Annotated in this window: 17 protein-coding genes and 1 tRNA gene; 11 read left to right on the top strand and 7 right to left on the bottom strand. The window is 69.1% G+C overall.

Going from position 1 to position 19355, the window contains the following annotated elements; all coding sequences use genetic code 11:
- Positions 1 to 9: 9 nt before the first annotated feature.
- Positions 10 to 420 carry a hypothetical protein gene (locus tag ACFQZQ_RS04725; RefSeq protein ID WP_386811504.1) on the top strand — a complete coding sequence of 137 codons (411 nt, stop codon included), beginning with the start codon at positions 10 to 12 and terminating at the stop codon, positions 418 to 420.
- A gap of 581 nt (positions 421 to 1001) precedes the next feature.
- Here ACFQZQ_RS04725 and ACFQZQ_RS04720 read toward each other — a convergent pair.
- Positions 1002 to 1077, bottom strand: a tRNA-Ala gene (locus tag ACFQZQ_RS04720).
- Between the two features lie 40 nt (positions 1078 to 1117).
- Positions 1118 to 2233: a ribonuclease D gene (rnd, locus tag ACFQZQ_RS04715; RefSeq protein WP_386811503.1), complete on the bottom strand. Its 1116-nt coding sequence runs from the start codon at positions 2231 to 2233 to the stop codon at positions 1118 to 1120.
- Between the two features lie 139 nt (positions 2234 to 2372).
- Between rnd and ACFQZQ_RS04710 the strand changes: the two genes are divergently transcribed.
- Both ACFQZQ_RS04710 and ACFQZQ_RS04705 read left to right on the top strand, forming a co-directional pair.
- Positions 2373 to 4172, top strand: coding sequence for an SUMF1/EgtB/PvdO family nonheme iron enzyme (locus ACFQZQ_RS04710; RefSeq protein ID WP_386811502.1), 1800 nt, complete (start codon positions 2373 to 2375; stop codon positions 4170 to 4172).
- 55 nt (positions 4173 to 4227) lie between these two features.
- The gene (locus ACFQZQ_RS04705) at positions 4228 to 5154 is read left to right on the top strand and encodes a M48 family metallopeptidase (protein WP_386811501.1); all 927 of its coding nucleotides are present in this window, start codon (positions 4228 to 4230) and stop codon (positions 5152 to 5154) included.
- 137 nt (positions 5155 to 5291) lie between these two features.
- Here the strand turns inward: ACFQZQ_RS04705 and phaR are convergent, their stop codons facing one another.
- The 3 genes from phaR to gluQRS form a co-directional block, all read right to left on the bottom strand.
- On the bottom strand, positions 5292 to 5783 hold the full coding sequence (phaR, locus tag ACFQZQ_RS04700; RefSeq protein ID WP_386811500.1) for a polyhydroxyalkanoate synthesis repressor PhaR: 492 nt from the start codon (positions 5781 to 5783) through the stop codon (positions 5292 to 5294).
- A gap of 232 nt (positions 5784 to 6015) precedes the next feature.
- Positions 6016 to 6756 carry an acetoacetyl-CoA reductase gene (gene phbB / locus ACFQZQ_RS04695; protein WP_386811499.1) on the bottom strand — a complete coding sequence of 247 codons (741 nt, stop codon included), beginning with the start codon at positions 6754 to 6756 and terminating at the stop codon, positions 6016 to 6018.
- A 39-nt stretch (positions 6757 to 6795) separates the two neighbouring features.
- Positions 6796 to 7728 carry a tRNA glutamyl-Q(34) synthetase GluQRS gene (gene gluQRS / locus ACFQZQ_RS04690; protein WP_386811498.1) on the bottom strand — a complete coding sequence of 311 codons (933 nt, stop codon included), beginning with the start codon at positions 7726 to 7728 and terminating at the stop codon, positions 6796 to 6798.
- A gap of 119 nt (positions 7729 to 7847) precedes the next feature.
- On the opposite strand from gluQRS, the gene htpX reads away from it, so the two are divergent.
- On the top strand, positions 7848 to 8753 hold the full coding sequence (gene htpX / locus ACFQZQ_RS04685; RefSeq protein WP_386811497.1) for a protease HtpX: 906 nt from the start codon (positions 7848 to 7850) through the stop codon (positions 8751 to 8753).
- A 104-nt stretch (positions 8754 to 8857) separates the two neighbouring features.
- Here htpX and ACFQZQ_RS04680 read toward each other — a convergent pair whose 3' ends face one another.
- Both ACFQZQ_RS04680 and epmB read right to left on the bottom strand, forming a co-directional pair.
- The gene (locus ACFQZQ_RS04680) at positions 8858 to 10936 is read right to left on the bottom strand and encodes an EAL domain-containing response regulator (RefSeq protein WP_386811496.1); all 2079 of its coding nucleotides are present in this window, start codon (positions 10934 to 10936) and stop codon (positions 8858 to 8860) included.
- Between the two features lie 63 nt (positions 10937 to 10999).
- A complete protein-coding gene (epmB, locus tag ACFQZQ_RS04675; protein WP_386811495.1) occupies positions 11000 to 12058 on the bottom strand; it encodes an EF-P beta-lysylation protein EpmB in 1059 nt (352 codons plus the stop codon).
- 133 nt (positions 12059 to 12191) lie between these two features.
- On the opposite strand from epmB, the gene efp reads away from it, so the two are divergent.
- The 7 genes from efp (at position 12192) to ACFQZQ_RS04640 (ending at position 19309) form a co-directional block, all read left to right on the top strand.
- Positions 12192 to 12758 (top strand): elongation factor P, encoded by a 567-nt coding sequence (efp, locus tag ACFQZQ_RS04670; RefSeq protein ID WP_386811494.1) that lies wholly within the window; start codon positions 12192 to 12194, stop codon positions 12756 to 12758.
- Positions 12759 to 12940: 182 nt separating this feature from the next.
- Positions 12941 to 14284 (top strand): TRZ/ATZ family hydrolase, encoded by a 1344-nt coding sequence (locus ACFQZQ_RS04665; protein ID WP_386811493.1) that lies wholly within the window; start codon positions 12941 to 12943, stop codon positions 14282 to 14284.
- An 8-nt stretch (positions 14285 to 14292) separates the two neighbouring features.
- Positions 14293 to 15009, top strand: coding sequence for a bifunctional 2-polyprenyl-6-hydroxyphenol methylase/3-demethylubiquinol 3-O-methyltransferase UbiG (ubiG, locus tag ACFQZQ_RS04660; protein WP_386811492.1), 717 nt, complete (start codon positions 14293 to 14295; stop codon positions 15007 to 15009).
- Complete coding sequence (locus tag ACFQZQ_RS04655) at positions 15006 to 15692, top strand: phosphoglycolate phosphatase (RefSeq protein WP_386811491.1); 687 nt, start codon at positions 15006 to 15008, stop codon at positions 15690 to 15692. Before ubiG ends, ACFQZQ_RS04655 begins: the two co-directional genes overlap by 4 nt.
- Positions 15693 to 15730: 38 nt before the next feature.
- Entirely contained in the window at positions 15731 to 16441 is a 711-nt protein-coding gene (locus ACFQZQ_RS04650) for a phytoene/squalene synthase family protein (RefSeq protein WP_386811490.1), read from the top strand.
- A gap of 168 nt (positions 16442 to 16609) precedes the next feature.
- Positions 16610 to 17539, top strand: a complete 930-nt coding sequence (gene folE2, locus ACFQZQ_RS04645) for a GTP cyclohydrolase FolE2 (protein WP_386811489.1) — start codon at positions 16610 to 16612, stop codon at positions 17537 to 17539.
- A gap of 177 nt (positions 17540 to 17716) precedes the next feature.
- Entirely contained in the window at positions 17717 to 19309 is a 1593-nt protein-coding gene (locus tag ACFQZQ_RS04640; RefSeq protein ID WP_386811488.1) for a sensor domain-containing diguanylate cyclase, read from the top strand.
- Positions 19310 to 19355: the final 46 nt, after the last annotated feature.

Genomic DNA, 19355 nt, shown 5'->3' with positions numbered 1-19355 from the left:
GGATTGCAGATGAAGTTGGGAAAAAGTTCCGACACAAGCTCAGATTCGGAAGTCTACGAAATCTCCAACGAGCTTCTTGATGTCTTTCCAGAGATGGAGTCGATTTGGAGAGAGGTCGACCTCGAGATCTTTTGGGTGTTCAGATGCCTCGCAGACAGCATCGAGCGAAAAACGACCAGGAGATACTCGAAGAAAGAAAATGTGCTCTATCTGGACATGAACTTCAGTCGAGATCGATTCTCCAGCATGAGCAAGGACGAACAGCGATTTCATCTCAGTCGCGAGTTCTATTCGCATACCCGCGAGAGCCTTGAGAAATATGCTTTTCCCGGCATTGAGGTAGACCGCTTCATGGCGGATCTCGCCCGCTTGTGCGTTCAGATTGGATGGGCCGAAGAAGAAAGAGACCTGGGGTCTTGAATGCGGTCTTGCAGCTGGTTGATCAGCGCTGACGTGCCCGCCGGAAGCGCGCGGCGGGCAATCAACAGCTCGTACAAATACTTCATGGCACTAGGATGCCGGACATAGCGATGGACATTTCAAATCTCGTTCGACTAAACGTGGCCACGGCACCTGCTTCCGCTGCGGTGGTCGAGTCGGTCCGCGAAGAGTTCGCGCATGGGCTGCCGGCCCAGCTAGAAGTCCTTTACCAGTCCTGCAATGGCTTTCTTACCCCCATGGGGGTCACCGTCTACGATGCGGAATCCCTCGCGGAAAGAAACGAGACCTGTGAGTGGGGATATACAGCCCTGGCTACACCTTTGTCGGGGACGACAGCGGTGGCAGGGGCTTTCTGATGAGCAACGAAGGCAGCGCAGCTGCCGTGTTCAGTTCCGACCTCGGGGATCTGTCGCCCGAAGGGTTCGAGAAAGAAGCGGACTCGCTCGAGAAGTGGATTGCAACGTTGGCTTGATAGCCGGCCAAGAACGGGTCAGTCAGGTTCGCCTGGCCGCCGCGGGGGCAAAGAAAAAGCCGCGATTGCTCGCGGCTTCTGGATTTCATGGTGGAGCGGAGGGGGATCGAACCCCTGACCTCCACGATGCGAACGTGGCGCTCTCCCAGCTGAGCTACCGCCCCATGAAACGCGGTTGAGTTTAGCGGCGGCGCGGAGGCAGCGCTAGTCCTGCGCGCCGAGCAAGGGGGTCAGTGCCGGCTCCAGCGCGGTCCGGCGCCAGCCCGACAGGGCATCAGGCCACTCGCCGCGGTCCAGCAGTGCTTCGAGCCAGCGCCGCGAGGCCAGGACGCCGTCGGGCAGGCCCAGGTCGCTGCTGCGCGTGGCCACCGCGTCCTGCAGCTTGCGCAGGCGGTTCTTGTCGCGGGTCTCGGCCACGCCGGCGTCGGGCGCATCGGCCTCGTCCGCCAATGGCGTGGCCAGCACCTGCCAGATCGTGCTGGCGAGCTTGCGCGGTGCCTTCGGGTGCGCGTCGAGTTGCGCCTGCAGCGCGCCCAGGTCGACCGGCATGTTGCGCGCCAGGGCGACCGCAAGATCGTTGTCGAGGATCCAGGTGCGCGGTCGGTCGTTGTCACGGGCATAGACGTCGCGCCAGCGCAGCAGGCGCAGCAGGCGGCGTTGCGCGTCGCGATCCAGGAACTGCGCGCTGCGGATCGACAGGTGCGGCCAGCGCTCGGGTGCCTCGTTCTCGGCGTTGAAGACGATACGCGCGGTGTCCTCGGACATCCAGGCGCGCCGATCCAGCTGGCCGAGCAGGCCGTCGAGCACGTCGTGCATCTCGAACAGGTGGCGCACGTCGTCGGCCGCATACTCGAGCTGCGCCGGCGACAGCGGACGGCGCAGCCAGTCCGAGCGGGTCTCGCCCTTGACCAGTGCGACGCCGGTAAGTTGCTCGACCAGTTTCTGGTAGCCCACGCCGCCGCCGATCCCGGCCAGCGCCGCCGCAAGTTGCGTGTCGAACAACGGCTTGGGCACCACGCCACAGGCGTGCATGAATGCCACCAGGTCTTCGCTGGGGCTGTGCATCACCTTCAGCACGTCCGGATCGACCAGCAGTGGCGCCAAGGCATCGGCCATGCCGGGGACCAGCGGGTCGACCAGCAGGATGTCGCCGGCGTGGTCACCGAAGGTATCGTCGAGTGCGATCTGCGCCAGCGCCAGTTGCGGCCAGTAGGTGCGTTCGCGGATGAACTCGGTATCCAGCCCAACCCGAGCGGGTTGGCCGGCGCGCGCGGCCAGGCGGGCTTGCAGCTCGGCGGGGTCGTTGATCCAGGTGGGCACAGGCGGTGGGTTCGCGGACACGGTTGCCGGGGCGAGCGACAATAGCCTACTTTCGACACGCCCGGCATCGGGCGCGGCCGCGAGGCAGGGAGGACGTTTGCGCGGCACAGTCATAGCGGGGCTGACATTGGTATGCGTGATGGCCGCGTGCAAGCGCGAGCCAGCGGTGGGGACCGCGGCCGACGGTGCGGCCGATGGCGCACGCCTGCCGCAGGTCACGATCAGTGCCGACCAGGCCGTTTCCCCGGTGCCCGCGTGGCGCGCGCCGGCGGTCGAGGTCACCGACGCCAATACCGCGCAACTCAAGCGGCAGGCCGCGGCCGCGGTGGAGGCCGGCAAGCTGTTTGGTGAACCCGGCGCCGCCCTGCCGATCTACCTCGCGTTGCGCGCGCATGCGCCGGAGGATCCGTCGCTGGCCGAAGGCTTCGCCGCCGCGTTGCGCGGGTTGCTGGCGCAGGGCGAAGCCGCGCTGGCGGCCATCGACGACGACCCGCTGTCGTTGCGTCGCGCGCACGAAGTGGCAGCGGTGGCGCGGGTCGTGGCCACTGACGACGAGGCCGTGGTCGAGTACCTGGACCGGCTCGAGATCGTCGACCAGGCGCAACGCGCCAACCGACTGGGCGAAGCCGAATTGAACGCCGGCCGCATCGGCGAGGCTGGCAAGGGCGGCGCGCTGGCGCGGTTCCGCGAGGCGTTGCGCCTGCGGCCTGGCGACGCGCGCGCCAATCAGGGGCTGGCCGCGGCCGAGAGCGCGCTGATCCGGCGCGCGGAAGTCGCCGCCGGCAAGGACGACTTCGCCGGCGCGCAGCGCTGGCTGGCGTCGGCGGACAAGGTGCGGCCTGGCATCGACACCGTGGCCTACGCGCGCGCGCGGATCGCGCGGCAACGCACGGCCCGCATCGGCGACCTGCGCGACCTGGGCATCGCCGCGCTGATGCGCGCCAACGGCATCGACGACGCACGCCAGCACCTCGCCGGGCTGCTGCGGATCGCGCCCAGCGGCGACCCGGCCGCGGCCGAACTGCGCGAACGCATCGACTTGGCGGTGCACTACGGCCTGTTCCGTCCCGGCCAAGTGTTCACCGACGGGCTCGTCGGCGGCGGCCGCGGCCCGCAGATGGTGGTGGTGCCGCATGGCGCGTTCCGCATGGGCGCGCCGGCGGACGAACCGGACGCGACCGACGCCGAGCGACCCGCGCGCAACCTGCGCTTCGATCGCGGTTTTGCGATGTCGCGCACCGAGGTCACGGTCGACCAGTTCCGTCGCTTCGTCACCGCCAGCGGCCACTGCCCGCGCGCGACCCGGCGCGGCTACTCGACCGCGTACGACGAGCGCAGTGGCAACCTGGTGCGCCGCAGCGGCGTCGACTGGCGTTCGGACTACGCCGGCAACCCGGCCGGCGACGACCAGCCGGTGGTGCATGTCAGCGCCAAGGACGCGACCGCGTACGCGGAGTGGTTGTCGAAGCAGACCGGCCAGCGGTATCGCGTGCCCAGCGAGGCTGAGTTCGAGTACGCGCTGCGCGCCGGAACGGCGAGCCGCTTCCCGTGGGGCGACGGCGGGCCGCCGCCGCGCGCGGGCAACTTCACCGGCGCGCGCGAAAAATCGCCCAGTGGCCGCAACTGGCGCAATGCGTTCGCCGGGTATGACGACGGTGCCTGGGGCCCGGCCGCGGTAGGCGCGTACCAACCGAATCGATACGGCCTTCACGACCTGGCAGGCAATGTCAGCGAATGGGTCGCGGACTGCTGGCACGACGGCTACCGGCGCGCCCCCGATGACGGCGAGGCTTGGGTGAACCCCGGCTGCCGCACGCGGGTGGTTCGGGGTGGCTCGTGGGCGAGTTCGCCCGCGCAGACCCGATCGGCGTGGCGCCTGGGCAGCGACGCCGACACCACCAATTCGCGCGTCGGCTTCCGGGTGGTGCGCGATATCTGAGTTGCGCGAGCCGGTGGCTTACGCGACTGGCAACTGGGCAACAAGGAGCGCGCAAATGAGGGTGGATCCAATGGGCGGGGCAAGGCAGGGCGGGCCGCGACGCGGCTTCGGCGGGGTGCGCTGGTGGATCCTGCTGCTGTTCGCGGGCTACGCGGCGTGGTCGTGGTTCGGCAGCGCCAAGACCGACCCGTACACCGGCGAGAAGGCCCACTACGGCGCCTCTGCCGAAGAGGAGGTGCAGCTGGGTGCGCAGGCATTCCAGCAGGTGCTGGGCGATGCCAATGCCCAGGGCGCGCTGCTGCCGGCCGACGCGCAGGTCAGCCAGCAGATCCGGCAGATCGCCAACCGCCTGGTGACCAAGGTCCCGCAGGTCACCGCCGACCTGGCCGCGATGAACCAGCAGGCCGCGCCGACCGACTACCAGGGCTTCCAGTGGGACGTGGCGGTGATCCAGTCCGAGGACGCCAACGCGTTCTGCCTGCCGGGCGGCCAGATGGCGGTGTACACCGGTTTGCTGCCGATCGCGCAGAATCAGGACGCGATGGCGGTGGTGATGGGCCACGAGATCGCCCACGCGTTGCTGCGCCACGGTTCGCAGCGCATGGCGCAGCAGAAGCTGGTGCAGATGGGGCAGATGGCCGCGGGCGTCGCGCTGGGCGGCATGGACCCGGGGCAGCAGCAGGCGGTGATGGCTGCGCTGGGTGCCGGTGCGCAGTACGGACTGATCCTGCCGTACGGCCGCAACCACGAAACCCAGGCCGACAAGGTCGGGCTGATGCTCGCCGCGGCGGCCTGCTTCAACCCGCGCGAGGCGATCCCCCTTTGGCAGCGCATGTCCGAACTCGGCGGTGGCGAGCGTCCGCCCGAATTTGCTTCGACCCACCCGGATCCGGCGAACCGCATCCAGACCCTGCAGTCGCTGATGCCGCAGGCGGAGGCGTTCTACCAGAAATACTGCCAGGGGCAGCCCGCGCTGAAGTAGGCGCTGGTGGCGCACGCGGGTGGCGGCCGGATGCGCCCGACCCGCGGCGATGGCGGGAGCGCGTTGCCGCGCTGCGTAAAAACAACAAAAAGCCGGCTCGCGCCGGCTTTTTGTTGTGGCCCGCCAGCGATGCGGGTTCAGCGTTCGCGCTTGGCGTCATTGCGCGGCTTGCCGGCTCCCGGGCTCTGCCCGACGCTGCCCGACAGGTTCTGCTGGAACTCTTTCCACATCGTCAGGTTGCGTTCGGTCAGCTGGTTCATCAGCGCCCACGGCGTCTGCCCGAGCACGCCGCCGATCTGGCTGCGGAACTGTTGCTGCTGGTCGAGGAAGATCTGCATCGATCGCTCGAGGTAGCTGCCCATGAAGCCCTGCAGCGAGTCGCCGTAGAAGCGGATGATCTGGCTGAGCAGCTGCGTCGATAGCATCGGCTCGCCGTCCTGTTCGTGCTCGGCAATGATCTGCAGCAGCACCTGCCGGGTCAGGTCCTCGCCCGAGCGCGCGTCCTTTACCTCGAACGATTCCCCGTCGACGATCAGCTGCCGCACGTCCTCGATCGTGATGTAGCTGGAGATCTCGGTGTCGTAGAGGCGCCGGTTCGGATACTTCTTGATGACGCGGATCGAGGCCATCGAGCGGTTGCTCTAAATCGTGGTGCCTTGCAGCATGGCGCAGCCCGAAGACGCTTGCAACTCGCGTGCCGGCGCCCTTGCGAGCCTGCCTGAGCGCTTCAGTTTCGGTGAGGTTTCGAGACGGCGCTGTGCCTTCCGTGGCCACTGCCGGTCGGCATCCATGCCTCGCCTGGTTGTCCATGCATGCAGCCCATCCATGCGGCGCCGATAGGGCGCCGCCCAGGCGCGCGGCCTACCAACCCATGTACTGGCCGCCGTTGGCCGACAGGTTGGCGCCGGTGATCCAGCCGGCCTCGTCGGGGATGAAGAAACTCACCGCGTACGCGATTTCCTCCGGCGTGCCCAGGCGCCCGGTCGGGATCTGGGCGACGATCTTCGCGCGCACGTCCTCCGGCACCGCCATCACCATGTCGGTGGCGATGTAGCCCGGTGAAACGGTGTTGACGGTGATGCCGAATTTCGCGTTTTCCTGCGCCAGCGAGATGGTGAAGCCATGCATGCCGGCCTTCGCGGCGGCGTAGTTGGCTTGGCCGTACTGGCCCTTCTGGCCGTTGATCGAGCTGATCTGGATGATCCGGCCCCACTTGCGTTCGCGCATGCCCTCGATCACCGGGCGGGTGACGTTGAACACCGAATTGAGGTTGGTGCAGATGACGTCGTTCCACTGCTGCGGCGTCATCCGGTGGAAGGTGGTGTCGCGGGTGATGCCGGCGTTGTTGACCAGGATGTCGACCGGACCGAGCTGGCGCTCGATCTCGCGCACCATCGCCTCGGCGTTGTCGGCATCGGACACATCGCCTTGCGCGATCGCGACCTCGATGCCCTCGGCCTGCATCTGTGCCTGCCACGCGCGGCCCTTGGCCTCGTCGCGGAAGTTGGTGGCCACCTTGTGCCCCATCTGGGCCAATCGCTTGACGATCGAGGTGCCGATGCCGCCGGTGCCGCCGGTGACCAGTGCAACGCGTGATTCCATGCTCGCCTCCGTGAACCACGGGTCCGTGGTGAGTCGATTCTAGGTAAGTTTTGTGAAAGCGCTGTTGTGCATCGCGGCGGGTTCGAGTGCGGGCCGGCGCGGTATCGTGCGGGGTTGGAACGCGGCCTTGGCCCGCTCGAGAAACGCCTCGGCGCTAGGCGCGCCGGCCACCGCGTCCGCAGCCTGGCCCAGCGCGGACCACGCCGCGCGCAGCGCCGGCAGCGGATCGCGGGGGTCGACCGGCAACGCGGCAGTGGATTTCGACAGCTTGCGGCCGGCGTCATCGACCACCAGCGGCAGGTGCGCGTAGCGCGGGGTTGGCAGCGCCAACGCGTGCTGCAAGGCGATCTGGCGCGGAGTCGAGTCGAGCAGGTCGGCCCCGCGCACCACATCGGTGATGCCCTGCGCGGCGTCGTCGACCACCACCGCCAACTGGTAGGCCCAGTGGCCGTCCGCGCGCTTGAGCACGAAGTCGCCGACCTCGCGCGCGAGGTCCTGCGTTTGCGGCCCCTGCAGCGCATCGTCGAAGTGGATCACGGTGCCGTCGGCCACGCGCAGGCGGATCGCGGGAACGCGGCGTACGGCCGCGGTGCGCGCCGGAGCCACGCAACGCCGGTGGATGCCACCGGCGGCGGCCAGGTCGCTGCGGCTGCAATGGCAGGTGAACGCGCGGCCGTCGCCCATCAGGGTGTCGAGGGCCGCTTGGTAGAGCGCATGGCGGTCGCTCTGGCGGACGATTGCGGTATCGGAATGCAGGCCAAACGCGGCCAACGCAGCTAGCTGGCGTTGCATCGCACCGGGCACTTCGCGCGGCGGGTCCAGGTCCTCCACCCGCACCAGCCATTCGCCGCCGGCCGCGCGCGCCAGCAGCCAGCTGCCCAGCGCCGCAAGCAGCGAGCCGAAATGCAGGTCGCCGGTGGGCGAGGGCGCGAACCGCCCGCGGTAGGCGGGCGCGGCCGGGGGCGCGTTCATGGGATAGGGCAGCGGGTTCACGCGGAGTGCGGCGAGCGTCGGGTGAGCGTCACTTGATTTCCCGCCGAGCCTGCCACACTTTGGCAGGAGCCGCGCATGGTGCGCGGGCAGGATCGGACATGTTCAAGCGGATCGCACTCTTCCTTGCCACCAATCTGGCGGTACTCGGACTTTTCAGCATCATCCTGGCGGTGTTGCAGGCCAACGGCTACAGCATCGGCCAGAACGGCCAGTTGCTGCTGTTCGCGGCGATCTTCGGCTTCGGCGGCTCGCTGATCTCGCTGCTGATCTCCAAGTGGATGGCCAAGCGCAGCACCGGCGCCCACGTGATTACCGAGCCGCGCAACGAATCCGAGCAGTGGCTGGTCGCGACCGTGCGCCGCCAAGCCGAGGCGGCCGGCATCAAGATGCCCGAGGTCGCGGTCTACGACGCGCCGGAAATCAACGCCTTCGCCACCGGCCCAAGCCGTAACAACTCGCTAGTGGCGGTGTCGACCGGCCTGCTGCGCGCGATGAGCCGCGACGAGGCGGAGGCCGTGCTCGCGCACGAAGTCAGCCACGTCGCCAACGGCGACATGGTGACGATGGCGCTGATCCAGGGCGTGCTCAACACCTTCGTGATCGTGCTGGCGCGTGTAGTTGGCCGGGTGATCGATGGCTACATCAGTGGCAACCGCGAGGGTGGCCCGGGCATCGGCTACTACGTGATCGTGTTCGTGCTGGACATGGTGTTCGGGCTGTTCGCGAGCATGATCGCGATGTGGTTCTCGCGGCACCGCGAGTTCCGCGCCGACGCCGGCGGCGCCAAGCTGGCCGGACGCGACAAGATGGTGGCCGCGCTGGAGCGCCTGTCGCAGACCTACGGCGAGAGCACGCTGCCCAAGCAGGTCGCGGCGTTCGGCATCAGCGGCGGCGTCGGCCATGGCCTGAAGCGGCTGCTGATGAGCCACCCGCCGCTGGCGGAGCGCATCACCGCGCTGCGCAATGCGCCGATGCAGTCGGTGCGCGGCACCGTGGTCAGCTGATCGATCCGGTTGCGGCATGAGCAAAAAAGCCCGCCAACCGGCGGGCTTTTTCTTGCGGGCGTCCCCACGCCGCGCGTCGGCCCGGGGAGGGTGTGCGCGGTCGCCTACTGGAACTCGTAGTCCATCTCCGGCCCGGCGCCGGCCAGGAAATGGCCCTGGGCGTAGTCGATTCCGGCGCTGAACAACAGACTCATGCTCGCCGCGTCCTGGATGTGGTCGCCGATGGTCTGCTTTCCCAGTTCGCGGGCCTTCTGCGCGATCTCGCGCATCCGCGCCTGGTGCTCGGGGTTGCTGGCCAGGTCCTCCATGAAGCCGCGGTCGATCTTCAACAACGCCGCATCGAAGTGGCTGAGCAGCTGGAACGAATTGAGCCCCGCGCCGAACTGCTCCAGCCCGACCCGCACCCCATGCGTGGCCACGCCGACCTGGAACTCCTGGGCCTGGCGCAGGTGGGTGAACACCTTGGACTCGGGCAGCTGCAGCACCAGCAGGCTGCCGTCGGCACCGTGCTTGGCCAGTTGCTCGGCGATGTGCTTGAGCAGGCTGTCGTCCTGCAGCGAGATCTGGGTGATCTTGACCAGCAAGGTGGTGCGCTTGCCCGCCTTGAGCCGTTCGCCGATCACCGCGATCGCGCGGCCCACCACCCAGCGGTCGATCTCCCACAGCAGGCCGTGTTCTTCGGCGATCTGCAGGAACGTCATCGGCTGAACCAGTTCGCCGCGCTCGCCCTGCAGGCGCAGGTAGGCCTCGTACATCTCGCCGGGGTCGCCGTGCAGGCTGATCAGTGGCTGGTAGTGCATCACGAAGCGGTCGGCATCGAGTGCGTCGCGGATGCGCGTCACCCATGCCTCGACGCGCTCCTGCTCGGCGCGGTCGACCGCGCCCGGATCGAACAGTTCGCTGCGGTTGCCGCCGACCGCGATCGTCGACTGCAGGCATTGCGCGGCCTTGCCCAGCACCGCATTGACGCTGGCGATCTTCTCGCCGATCTGCACGCCACCGATGCTGACAGTGGCGTTGAGCGAACGGCTGGCGGCCTCCAGCACGTGGTCGGCGAACGCAGTGCGCACCGCTTCGGCCCGCTCGGAGGTGGCGCGGTGGTCGCTGTCGCGGCTGAGCACCGCGAACTGGTGCTCGCCGAAGCGCGCCACCACGTCGTCGGGGCCGATCGCGTTGCGCAGGCGCTGGGCGAAGGCGGCGATCAGGCCGTCGGCCGCATCCAGGCCCAGTTCGCGGACCAGTTGCGCGTAGTGGTCAGGTTCGATCAGCAGCAAGCCGTGGTGGCTGGCGTTCTGCCCGGCGTCGGCCACCGCGTCTTCGAGCGCGCGCAGGAAGGTGGCGCGGTTGAGCAGTCCGGTGACCTGGTCGCGCTGGCGTAGCTCCTCGACCTCGCGCGCCAGTTCCGGGTCGAACTCCTGGCGGCGCAACACGACCTGCAGGCAGCTCTCGCCCTCGTAACTGGCGGGGGTGAATTCCATCACCGCCGGAAAATGGCTGCCGTCGAGCGCGCGGGCCTCGACCTCGTAGCGCGGCGGCGGCGGCTCGCCCTTGGACATCTGCTTGAGCAGCTGCTTGAAGCCGTCGACGTGCTGAGGGGCGATCATGTCGAGCAGCGACATGCCTTCGACGTCCTCGAACGAGTCGTAGCCGAAGGTTTCCAGGTACGCCGTGTTGGCGCGGATGTGCATCCCTTCGTGCACGTACGCGATCGGGTCGCGCGAGGATTCGATCAGCGAATCGCAGCGCCGTTCGGTCTCGCGCACCTGGGCCTCGAGCTTGCGCAGCGCGCGGCGGGCCTCCAGGTCCTCCCACTCAGACTTGATCGTGCTGTGGATCTGGTCGATGCGGTCGCGCAGCACGACCGCGCGGGCGCCGAGCGCCAGGGCCTCCAGCAAGCGGGTGTCGTCGACGCCGTCGAGCAACAGCAGCACCGGCAGGTCCTTGCCGCTGGCGGCGACCGCCTGCATGACCTGTTCGACCGCCACGCTGCGCGCGTCGCGCGCGGCCAGCAGCAACTCGAAAGCCTGGCCGGCGAGCAGGGCAGCGAGTTCGTCCGCGCTTTCCGGGCGGGTCGGACGCACCGCGATGCCGTGGTTGCGCAGCCCGCTGACGATGGCCTCGGCCGCCTCGACGCTGTCATCGACGATCAGCAGGCGCAGCACCATGTCTTTACCCAATTGCATTCGTCACCTCCCTTGGTCGCGGGTTATGACACGAAGCGCGCGTGCACGTCCATGCGAACCGTCCTACAACGGGCGTTTGCCGGGGTCGCCGGCGACCTCGCGGACCAGCTTCGGCACCAGGTATCCGGACAGACGTGCGGTGAGCGCGGCGTGTAGCTGGCGGGCGGTGCCATCGTCGACCTCGAAATGGGCGGCCCCCTGCACCCGGTCGAGCTGGTGCAGGTAGTAGGGCAGCACGCCGGCCTGGTGGCTGCGCTCGCTCAGCGCGGCCAGTGCTTCGACCGAGTCGTTGACGCCGCGCAGCAGCACCGCCTGGTTGAGCAAGGTGGCGCCGCTGGCGCGCAACATCGCCAGCGCGGCATCGACATGGGCGTCGAACTCGTTGGCGTGGTTGGCGTGCAGCACCACCGTGACCGGCCAGGGCAGGGTGCGCATCCAGGCCAGCAGAGCTTCGTCGACGCGCTCGGGCAGGACGACCGGCAGGCGGGTATGGACGCGCAGGCGCTTGAGGTGGCCGACGGTGGCGAGCGCGTCGGTCAGTTCCGCCAGCTTCTGGGTAGCCAGCGACCAGGGGTCGCCACCCGACAGGATCACCTCGTCGATCGTGGAGTCGTTGCGGATCAACTCGACCGCCTGCTGCCATCCCCCTGCTGCTGCGGTTTCTTCGGCATACGGGAAATACCGGCGGAAGCAGTAGCGGCAGTGCACGGCGCAGCTGCCGGTAGCGACCAGCAGGGCGCGGCCGCGGTACTTCTGGATCACGCCGTTGGCGGACTTGGCCTGGCTGTCGCCGACCGCATCGAGGCTGAAGCCCGGCACCGGTCGCAGTTCCTCGTCCAGCGGCAGTACCTGGCGCAACAGGGGGTCGGCCGGGTCGCCGTGGCGCATCCGGGCCACGAACCCGCGCGGCACCCGCAGCGGGAACTGCGCGCTGGCGGCGTCCGACGCCAGCGCCGTGGCGTCCAGGCCCAGCATCGCCAGCAACTCGCGCGGCTCGCGCACCGCGTCGCGCCAAAGCTGCTGCCAGCGCGGCTGGAGGGGCGCGTGCTGGGACGGGGCGGGCTGGGTTGAGACAGGCTGGGTTGAGACAGGCTGTATGCCGATTTGGGCTGCAGGTATCATGCGGGTCCGGTTTTCCGTTGCATCCGGGCCCCATCTGGGGTCCATGGCCGCGACGCAGCCCGACATTCTAGCCGCCCGTTGCCGATGCGACGGCCGGCGCCGTACCCGTTTAATTAATGTGCAGGAGTTCCGCATGGCGACCTATGGCATGAACGACGTCAAGAACGGGATGAAGATCCTGGTCAACAACGAGCCGTGCATCATCACCGAGACCGAATACGTGAAGCCGGGCAAGGGCCAGGCGTTCACCCGCATCAAGTACCGCTTCATCAAGTCCGGCCGCGTGGTCGAGCTGACCATGAAGGCCACCGACGACCTCGAGGCCGCGGACGTGGTCGATACCGACATGAACTTCCTGTACGCCGATGGCGAGTACTGGCACTTCATGCAGCCCGAGTCGTTCGAGCAGGTGCAGGCCGACAAGACCGGCGTCGGCGACGCGGCCAAGTGGCTCAAGGGCGAGGAAGCCTGCGTGGTCACGCTCTGGAACGGCGTGCCGATCGCCGTGCAGCCGCCGAACTTCGTCGAGCTCAAGATCGTCGAGACCGACCCGGGCGTGCGCGGCGACACCTCCGGCGGCGGCGGCAAGCCGGCGACGCTGGAGACCGGTGCGGTCGTGCGCGTCCCGCTGTTCGTCGGCCAGGACGAGATCATCAAGGTGAACACCCGCACCGGCGAGTACGAAAGCCGCGCGAAGTGACGCATTGGTCCGTGCGCCATGCGCACGGCTTTGCCAATGCGTCATCCCGAGCGTAGCGGGGGACCTGCTCTCGGCTCTGGCAGGCGAAGCAGGTTCCTCACTTCGTTCGGAATGACAGCAACAACGAAAGTCAAAATGGATTCCAGCTTTCGCTGGAATGACGAGCGGAAAAGCCGAAGCCGATGACGACCGAAACCCACCCCCAGCCCTGCGACCTGTTGATCGAAGCGGGCTGGGTGGTGCCGGTCGAACCCCATGGCGTGGTCCTCGAGGATCACGCCGTGGCGATCCGCGACGGCGTGATCGTCGCGCTGCTGCCGGTCGCAGAGGCACGCGCCCGCTTCGTCGCGACGCAAACCGTGTCGCGCCCCGAGGCGGCGCTGATCCCCGGCCTGGTCAATGCCCACACCCACAACCCGATGACGCTGCTGCGCGGCGTCGCCGACGACCTGCCGCTGATGCAGTGGCTGCAAGGCCACATCTGGCCGATCGAGGGCGCGGTGATAGGCCCCGAGTTCGTCGCCGACGGCGTCACCCTGGCGATCGCCGAGATGCTGCGCGGCGGCACCACCTGCGCCAACGAGAACTACTTCTTCCCCGACGTGCAGGCCGCGGTCTACAAGCGCCACGGCTTCCGCGCGCGGGTCGGGCTGCCGGTGATCGACTTCCCGACCGCGTGGGCGAAGTCCGACGACGAGTACTTCGATCGCGCCGGCGAGGTCCACGACCAGTGGCGCGACGACCCGCTGGTGGCGATGGCGTTCGCGCCGCACGCGCCCTACACCGTGTCCGATGCGAACTTCGAACGCATCCGCATGCTCGCCGACGTGCTCGACGTGCCGGTGCACCTGCACACCCACGAGACCGCGCAGGAAGTCACCGACTCGCTGAAGCTGCACGGGCAGCGCCCGTTGGCGCGGATGGACCGGCTCGGCCTGGTCAACGACCGCCTGGTCGCGGTGCACATGACCCAGCTCAGCGACGCCGAGATCGCGCTGTGCGCCGAGCGCGGGGTCAGCGTCGTGCACTGCCCCGAATCCAACCTCAAGCTCGCCTCGGGCTTTTGCCCAGCCGGCAAGCTGCAGCGCGCCGGCGTCAACCTGGCGATCGGCACCGACGGCTGCGCCAGCAACAACGACCTCGACATGTTCGGCGAGACCCGCACCGCCGCCCTGCTGGCCAAGGCGGTGGCCGACGATGCCTCGGCGCTCGACGCGGCCAGCGCGTTGCGCGCGGCCACGCTCGGCGGCGCGCGCGCGCTCGGGTTCGGGCACGCGGTCGGCTCGATCGAGGTCGGCAAGCAGGCGGACCTGGCCTGCGTCGACCTGGGCCAGCTCGAGACCCAGCCGCTGCACCACGTGATCTCGCAGCTGGTCTACGCCACCGGCCGCCACCAGGTCAGCGACGTCTGGATCGCCGGTGTGCCGAAGCTGCGCGGCCGGGAACTGGTCGACATCGACACCGCCGCGCTGATCGCCAACGCGAAGCAATGGCGCTCGCGCATCGCCGCGATCCGGCTCACCTGAAGGCCCCGATGAACACCCCTGCCGACGACAGCAACTTCAGTCAGGCCGAACTCGACAAGTTCGGCGCGCTCGCCAACCGTTGGTGGGACCCGCACGGCCCGCAGAAGGCGCTGCACGCGCTCAACCCGGCGCGGCTGGGCTACGTCGCCGAGCGCACGCCGCTGCGCGACGCACGCGTGCTCGACGTCGGCTGCGGCGCCGGCCTGCTCAGCGAGGCCTTGGCCGGCGCCGGCGCGCAGGTCACCGCGCTCGACCTCGCCCCGGAGCTGATCAAGATCGCCAGGCTGCACCGGCTGGAAACCGGCGTCAGCGTCGACTACCGGCTGCAGTCGGTCGAGTCGCTCGCGCAGGAGATGCCCGGCCAGTTCGACGCGGTCACGTGCATGGAGATGCTCGAGCACGTGCCCGACCCGGGATCGGTCATCGAGGCCTGCGCGACCTTGCTGAAACCCGGCGGCCGGCTGTTCGTGTCGACGCTCAACCGCACCCCGGCCGCGTTCGCGCTGGCGATCGTCGGCGCCGAGTACGTCGCCCAATTGCTGCCCAAGGGCACCCACCAGTACCGCGACTTCATCAAGCCATCGGAACTGGGCGCCTGGCTGCGCGGCGCCGGCCTGCAGCTGGAGGACGTCAGCGGCCTGATGTACGAGCCGTGGCGCAATGCCGCGCGCGTGATCGGCCGCACCGACGTCAACTACCTGGCCTGCGCGCGCAAACCCGAATGACGCAGTCGTCGATGGCCACGTTTCCGCAGGCGGTGCTGTTCGACCTGGACGGCACCTTGCTCGACAGCGCGCCAGACATGCTCGCCGCGGTCAACCTGATGCGCGCGCAGCGCGACCAGCCGCCGATGCCGCTGGACGAGTTGCGACCGCACGTGTCGAAAGGCGCGCGCGCGATGGTCGGCGCGGCCTTTCCGCAGGCCGATGCCGGGTTGCGCGATGCCTGGATCCCGGAGTTCCTCGCCCACTACCAGCACGAGCTCGGCCGACACGGCACGCCGTTCGCGGGCGTCGAGGCGATGCTGGCGCAGCTCGAGGCGGCGGGCAGCGTCTGGGGCATCGTCACCAACAAGCCCGAGTACCTCGCCGTGCAACTGATCCCGTTGCTGGGTTGGCAGGCGCGCTGCGCGGTATTGATCGGCGGCGATACCCTGCCAGTACGCAAGCCCGATCCGCTGCCGCTGACGGTCGCGGCTGAGCGTATCGGCATCGATCCGGCGCAGTGCGTGTACGTCGGCGACGACGAACGCGACATCATTGCCGCGCGCGCCGCGGGGATGCCATCGGTGGTCGCGCTGTGGGGGTATCGGCTGCCCGAAGACGATCCGGCCGCATGGCAAGGCGACGTGCTGGTCGAAGAAGCCGCTGCGTTGTGCGATCCGGGCGCGTGGCCGGCGACGCGATGAATAGCGGGCCGGTACCGGAGACGGCTCCGGACGCTCAGTTGCCGGCGTCTTCGGATGCCGACGCGCTGGCGACCTTTGTCGGCAAGTGGCGCGCGCGCTGGCCGGAGTGGTCGGTCGCCGAGGTGTTCGTGCTGCCGTCGCAACGCGCCAAGGCCCTGGCCTGGGCGGCGTTGCAGCAGGAACTTACCGATGCGGCCTGGGCGGGCAGCGACCCGCGCCCGGGCGAGGCCAAGCTGGGTTGGTGGCAGGAAGAGCTGCACGGTTGGTCGCGCGGCGCCCGCCGCCACCCGCTCGGTATCGCCTTGCAACGCGAGCCGGCGCCGTGGGCGCGTCTGGCCGCCAGCCTGCCGGCCTTGCAGGGCAGCCGCGCGCGGCCGCACGATGAGGATGAGGCGTTCGCCGCCTTGCAGCTGTTTGCCGACGCGGCGTCGGCGGTCGATGCGGCGTTGTTCGGCAATGGCGACGGCAGCGCCAGGTTGATCGGCGGGCAACTGCTGCAGCAGCGGTTGTCGCACGACGCCGCGGCCGCGGTGCCGCTAGACGTGCTGGCGCGCGCGGGCGACGGCGAGGGCGTCGACCAATGGACCCAGGCCCTGCAACAGCGCTGGCCGAGCGCCTGCGATGCGCCGCGGCCGCGGCGCGTGTGGGCGGCGCTGGCGTTGGCCCGCTTGCAGCGAGGCGATGCGAACCGGCCGCTGTCGGCGTGGCGCGCGTTGTGGACGGCTTGGCGCGCCGCCCGCCATGGGTAAGGCTACGCTTGCGACGGACTCGTCCTTGCGTAGCGTCTAGCCGCCATTTGGATCGGCAAGCCGGACGCCGCGGATTGCAGTGTTGCAGCGCCGCGACCGGGCCGATCCCCCGGGGCCGGTAGAATGGCGGGCGTTGCGATCCCCCTCGCTGCCCCCAGATTGGTTGCCGTGACTCCCACTTCCCCCACCCCGCGCCGCCTGCCCGACGTCGCCTTCGATGCCGCCGCCGCGGCGCGTCCGCTCGACTGGGTCGGCATGGCCAACCTCGCGCTGCCGCTGCGCGTGGCCTCCGGCCATGGCGAGCCGATCCAGGTTGCGGCCTCGGTCGATGTCGCCGTCGACCTGCGCGATGCCAGCGCGCGCGGCATCCACATGTCGCGCATGTACCTGCAGCTGCAGGACGCGTTCGCCACCGAAACGGTTACTCCGGCCGGCCTGCGCCGGGTGCTGCAGACCCTGGTCGACAGCCAGGGCGGCCTGTCCAGCCGCGCCCGGCTGGTGCTGCGCTACGGGCACCTGCTGCTGCGGCAAGCGCTGGCCAGCGACAACGCGGGGTGGAAGCGCTACCCGGTCGAGATCGACGCCACCCTGGTCGACGGGCACCTGCGCCTGGGCCTGCGGTTCGCGGTGGAATACTCGAGCACCTGTCCCGCCTCGGCTGCGCTGTCGCGGCAGGCCAACGCTGACCGCTTCGTCGAGGACTTCGCCGATGCGCGGCCGCTGGCGACCGCGATCCACGAGTGGCTGGCCTCCGATCGCGGCCTGGCCGCGACCCCGCACGCCCAGCGCAGCCGTGCCGACATCCGGGTCGAGCTGCGTCCGGCGTTCGACGAACTGCCGCTGGCCGCGCTGATCGACGCGGTCGAGCAGTCGCTCGGCACGCCGGTGCAGACCGCGGTCAAGCGCGAAGACGAGCAGGCGTTCGCGCGCCTCAACGCCGAGAACCTGATGTTCTGCGAGGACGCCGCGCGCCGCGTGGCGGCCGCATTGTCATCCGACCCGCGGATCGAGCGCTTCGAGGCCGACGTCGCCCATTTCGAGAGCCTGCACGCGCACGACGCTGTGGCGCGGGTGACCGGCGAGGGTGCGCGCGCCTAGCCGATACCGGGAAAAGTTCGCGCTTGCGCCCATTGCCATTGGGCTATGCTGCCCGTAGGCACGGTGTCGGGATGGGTTATGGGGACCCTGGCGCGGCGGTGGGGGCAGGCCGTCGTACTGATCGCGGGACTATGGGTGGCGGCGGCACTGCCGGCGCAGACCTTTCGCCTGTCTCACTTGCCTGATGATCCGCCGGCGGCGCGCGTCATCGGCGGCGACCACGACGCCCGCTTCGTGGCCGTCCCCACCCCCACGATAAGTAGCGCGACCGAGGGTCCGCACTGGTGGCGGGTGACCGCGCTGCAGCCGATCGCGGCCACCGACGCCCCGCAACTGGTATTGCAGACCCCCTACCTCAACGCCGTCGAAGCCTGGCTGCCGGGGCAGGCGATGCCGGTCCGGCGCGCGATGCTGGGCCGGGATGCCGACCGGCGCTACTCGACCCGGGCGCTGGTCGTGCCGCTGCCGAAGGGCCTGGCTGCCGGCCAACACGTGGACCTGCGCATCGACGTGCGCAGTTCGCTGCCGATGCGGCTGGCGATCGAACCGCTTTCTGAAGTGCACCGCAAGGATCTGGTGCACGTGGGATGGCGCGCCGCGGTCCTGGCCGCGCTGCTGGTGATCGCGATCCTCGCACTGGGGTTGTGGATCGGCATCGGCGAACGCAGCTACGGGTTCCTGATGGTCACCCTGCTGGCGCAGGTGTTCTGCTTGGTCACCATCGGCGGCGAACTGCGCGCGGTGCCTTGGCTGGCCGACCTGCTGGGCGCCGACCCGCGCACCAGCCGCCTGTTCGGCTTCGTCTCGGCGATCGCCAGCATCAGCTTCATCGCCCACTACCTCGACCTGCCCAAGCGGCAGCCGGGCCTGATGCGCGTCCTGCACGGGTGCAATGCGGTGTTGGCGGCGTTGTTGCTGGTGACGTTCGTGAGCGGCGCGGCGATCATCGCCACGATCGGCAACCTGGCGGTGCTGGTGGCGACCGCGGCGGTATTCGCCGCCAGCGTGGTCGGCTCGTGGCGCGGCCAGCGTCCGGCGTACTTCCTGCTGGTGGCGTGGTTGCCGATGCTCTTGCTGGTGATCCTGCACGTGGGCGAACGGCTGGGCTTGTGGATCAACCCGGACTGGGTCGATGTCGCGTTTCCCGCCGGCTTCGCGCTTGCCGGACTGGTGCTGACCGTCGGGCTGGCCGACAACATCCAGCAGCTGCGCCGCGACCGCGACCAGGCCAGCCGGCTAGCGACATTCGATGCCCTGACCGGCGCGATGTCGCGTCCGGCCACCTCCGAGCGGCTCGAGGCCGCGGTCGCGGACGCGCGCCGCAGCGGACTGCCACTGTCGCTGGTGTTCTTCGACGTCGACCACTTCAAGCACATCAACGACAAGCACGGCCACCGGATCGGCGACGAATGCCTGCGCATCATCGCCCTGCGCACCCGCAACCGGCTGCGCCGTTACGACCAGTTCGGGCGTTGGGGCGGCGACGAGATGCTGGTGATCCTGCCCGACACACGCCTGGCCGAAGCGCGCGGCGTGGCCGAGAATCTGCGTTCGGCGATCAACTGCCGGCCGCTGTCGATCGAGGGCCGCTTGCTGCAGGCCACGCTGAGCCTGGGGGTGGCCGAACTGGCCCCGGACGAGGACGCCTCGAGCCTGCTGGTGCGCGCCGACACCGCGCTCTACACCAGCAAGGCCGCCGGCCGCGACCGCGTCAGCGGCCACGCGGTCGGCTCGGTCACCCAGGAACAGAAGGCGCTGCTGCCGCGTTGACCGCGCCGTAGGGGAATGCTATTTCCGCGATGCCGAACGCGCCGCA

Origin of the sequence: Lysobacter koreensis (assembly GCF_042677045.1) — a bacterium.
Lineage (GTDB): Bacteria > Pseudomonadota > Gammaproteobacteria > Xanthomonadales > Xanthomonadaceae > Lysobacter_K > Lysobacter_K koreensis.
This window is presented reverse-complemented; position numbering and strand designations above follow the sequence as displayed.

Bases quoted from the DNA above. Each gene is read 5' to 3' on its own strand.
- ACFQZQ_RS04665 (WP_386811493.1), top strand. From the start codon at position 12,941: ATGACGACCGAAACCCACCCCCAGCCCTGCGACCTGTTGATCGAAGCG.
- ACFQZQ_RS04725 (WP_386811504.1), top strand. From the start codon at position 10: ATGAAGTTGGGAAAAAGTTCCGACACAAGCTCAGATTCGGAAGTCTAC.
- ubiG (WP_386811492.1), top strand. From the start codon at position 14,293: ATGAACACCCCTGCCGACGACAGCAACTTCAGTCAGGCCGAACTCGAC.
- ACFQZQ_RS04680 (WP_386811496.1), bottom strand. From the start codon at position 10,936: ATGCAATTGGGTAAAGACATGGTGCTGCGCCTGCTGATCGTCGATGAC.
- phbB (WP_386811499.1), bottom strand. From the start codon at position 6,756: ATGGAATCACGCGTTGCACTGGTCACCGGCGGCACCGGCGGCATCGGC.
- ACFQZQ_RS04705 (WP_386811501.1), top strand. From the start codon at position 4,228: ATGAGGGTGGATCCAATGGGCGGGGCAAGGCAGGGCGGGCCGCGACGC.
- ACFQZQ_RS04710 (WP_386811502.1), top strand. From the start codon at position 2,373: ATGGCCGCGTGCAAGCGCGAGCCAGCGGTGGGGACCGCGGCCGACGGT.
- ACFQZQ_RS04655 (WP_386811491.1), top strand. From the start codon at position 15,006: ATGACGCAGTCGTCGATGGCCACGTTTCCGCAGGCGGTGCTGTTCGAC.
- gluQRS (WP_386811498.1), bottom strand. From the start codon at position 7,728: ATGAACGCGCCCCCGGCCGCGCCCGCCTACCGCGGGCGGTTCGCGCCC.
- htpX (WP_386811497.1), top strand. From the start codon at position 7,848: ATGTTCAAGCGGATCGCACTCTTCCTTGCCACCAATCTGGCGGTACTC.
- phaR (WP_386811500.1), bottom strand. From the start codon at position 5,783: ATGGCCTCGATCCGCGTCATCAAGAAGTATCCGAACCGGCGCCTCTAC.
- efp (WP_386811494.1), top strand. From the start codon at position 12,192: ATGGCGACCTATGGCATGAACGACGTCAAGAACGGGATGAAGATCCTG.
- epmB (WP_386811495.1), bottom strand. From the start codon at position 12,058: ATGATACCTGCAGCCCAAATCGGCATACAGCCTGTCTCAACCCAGCCT.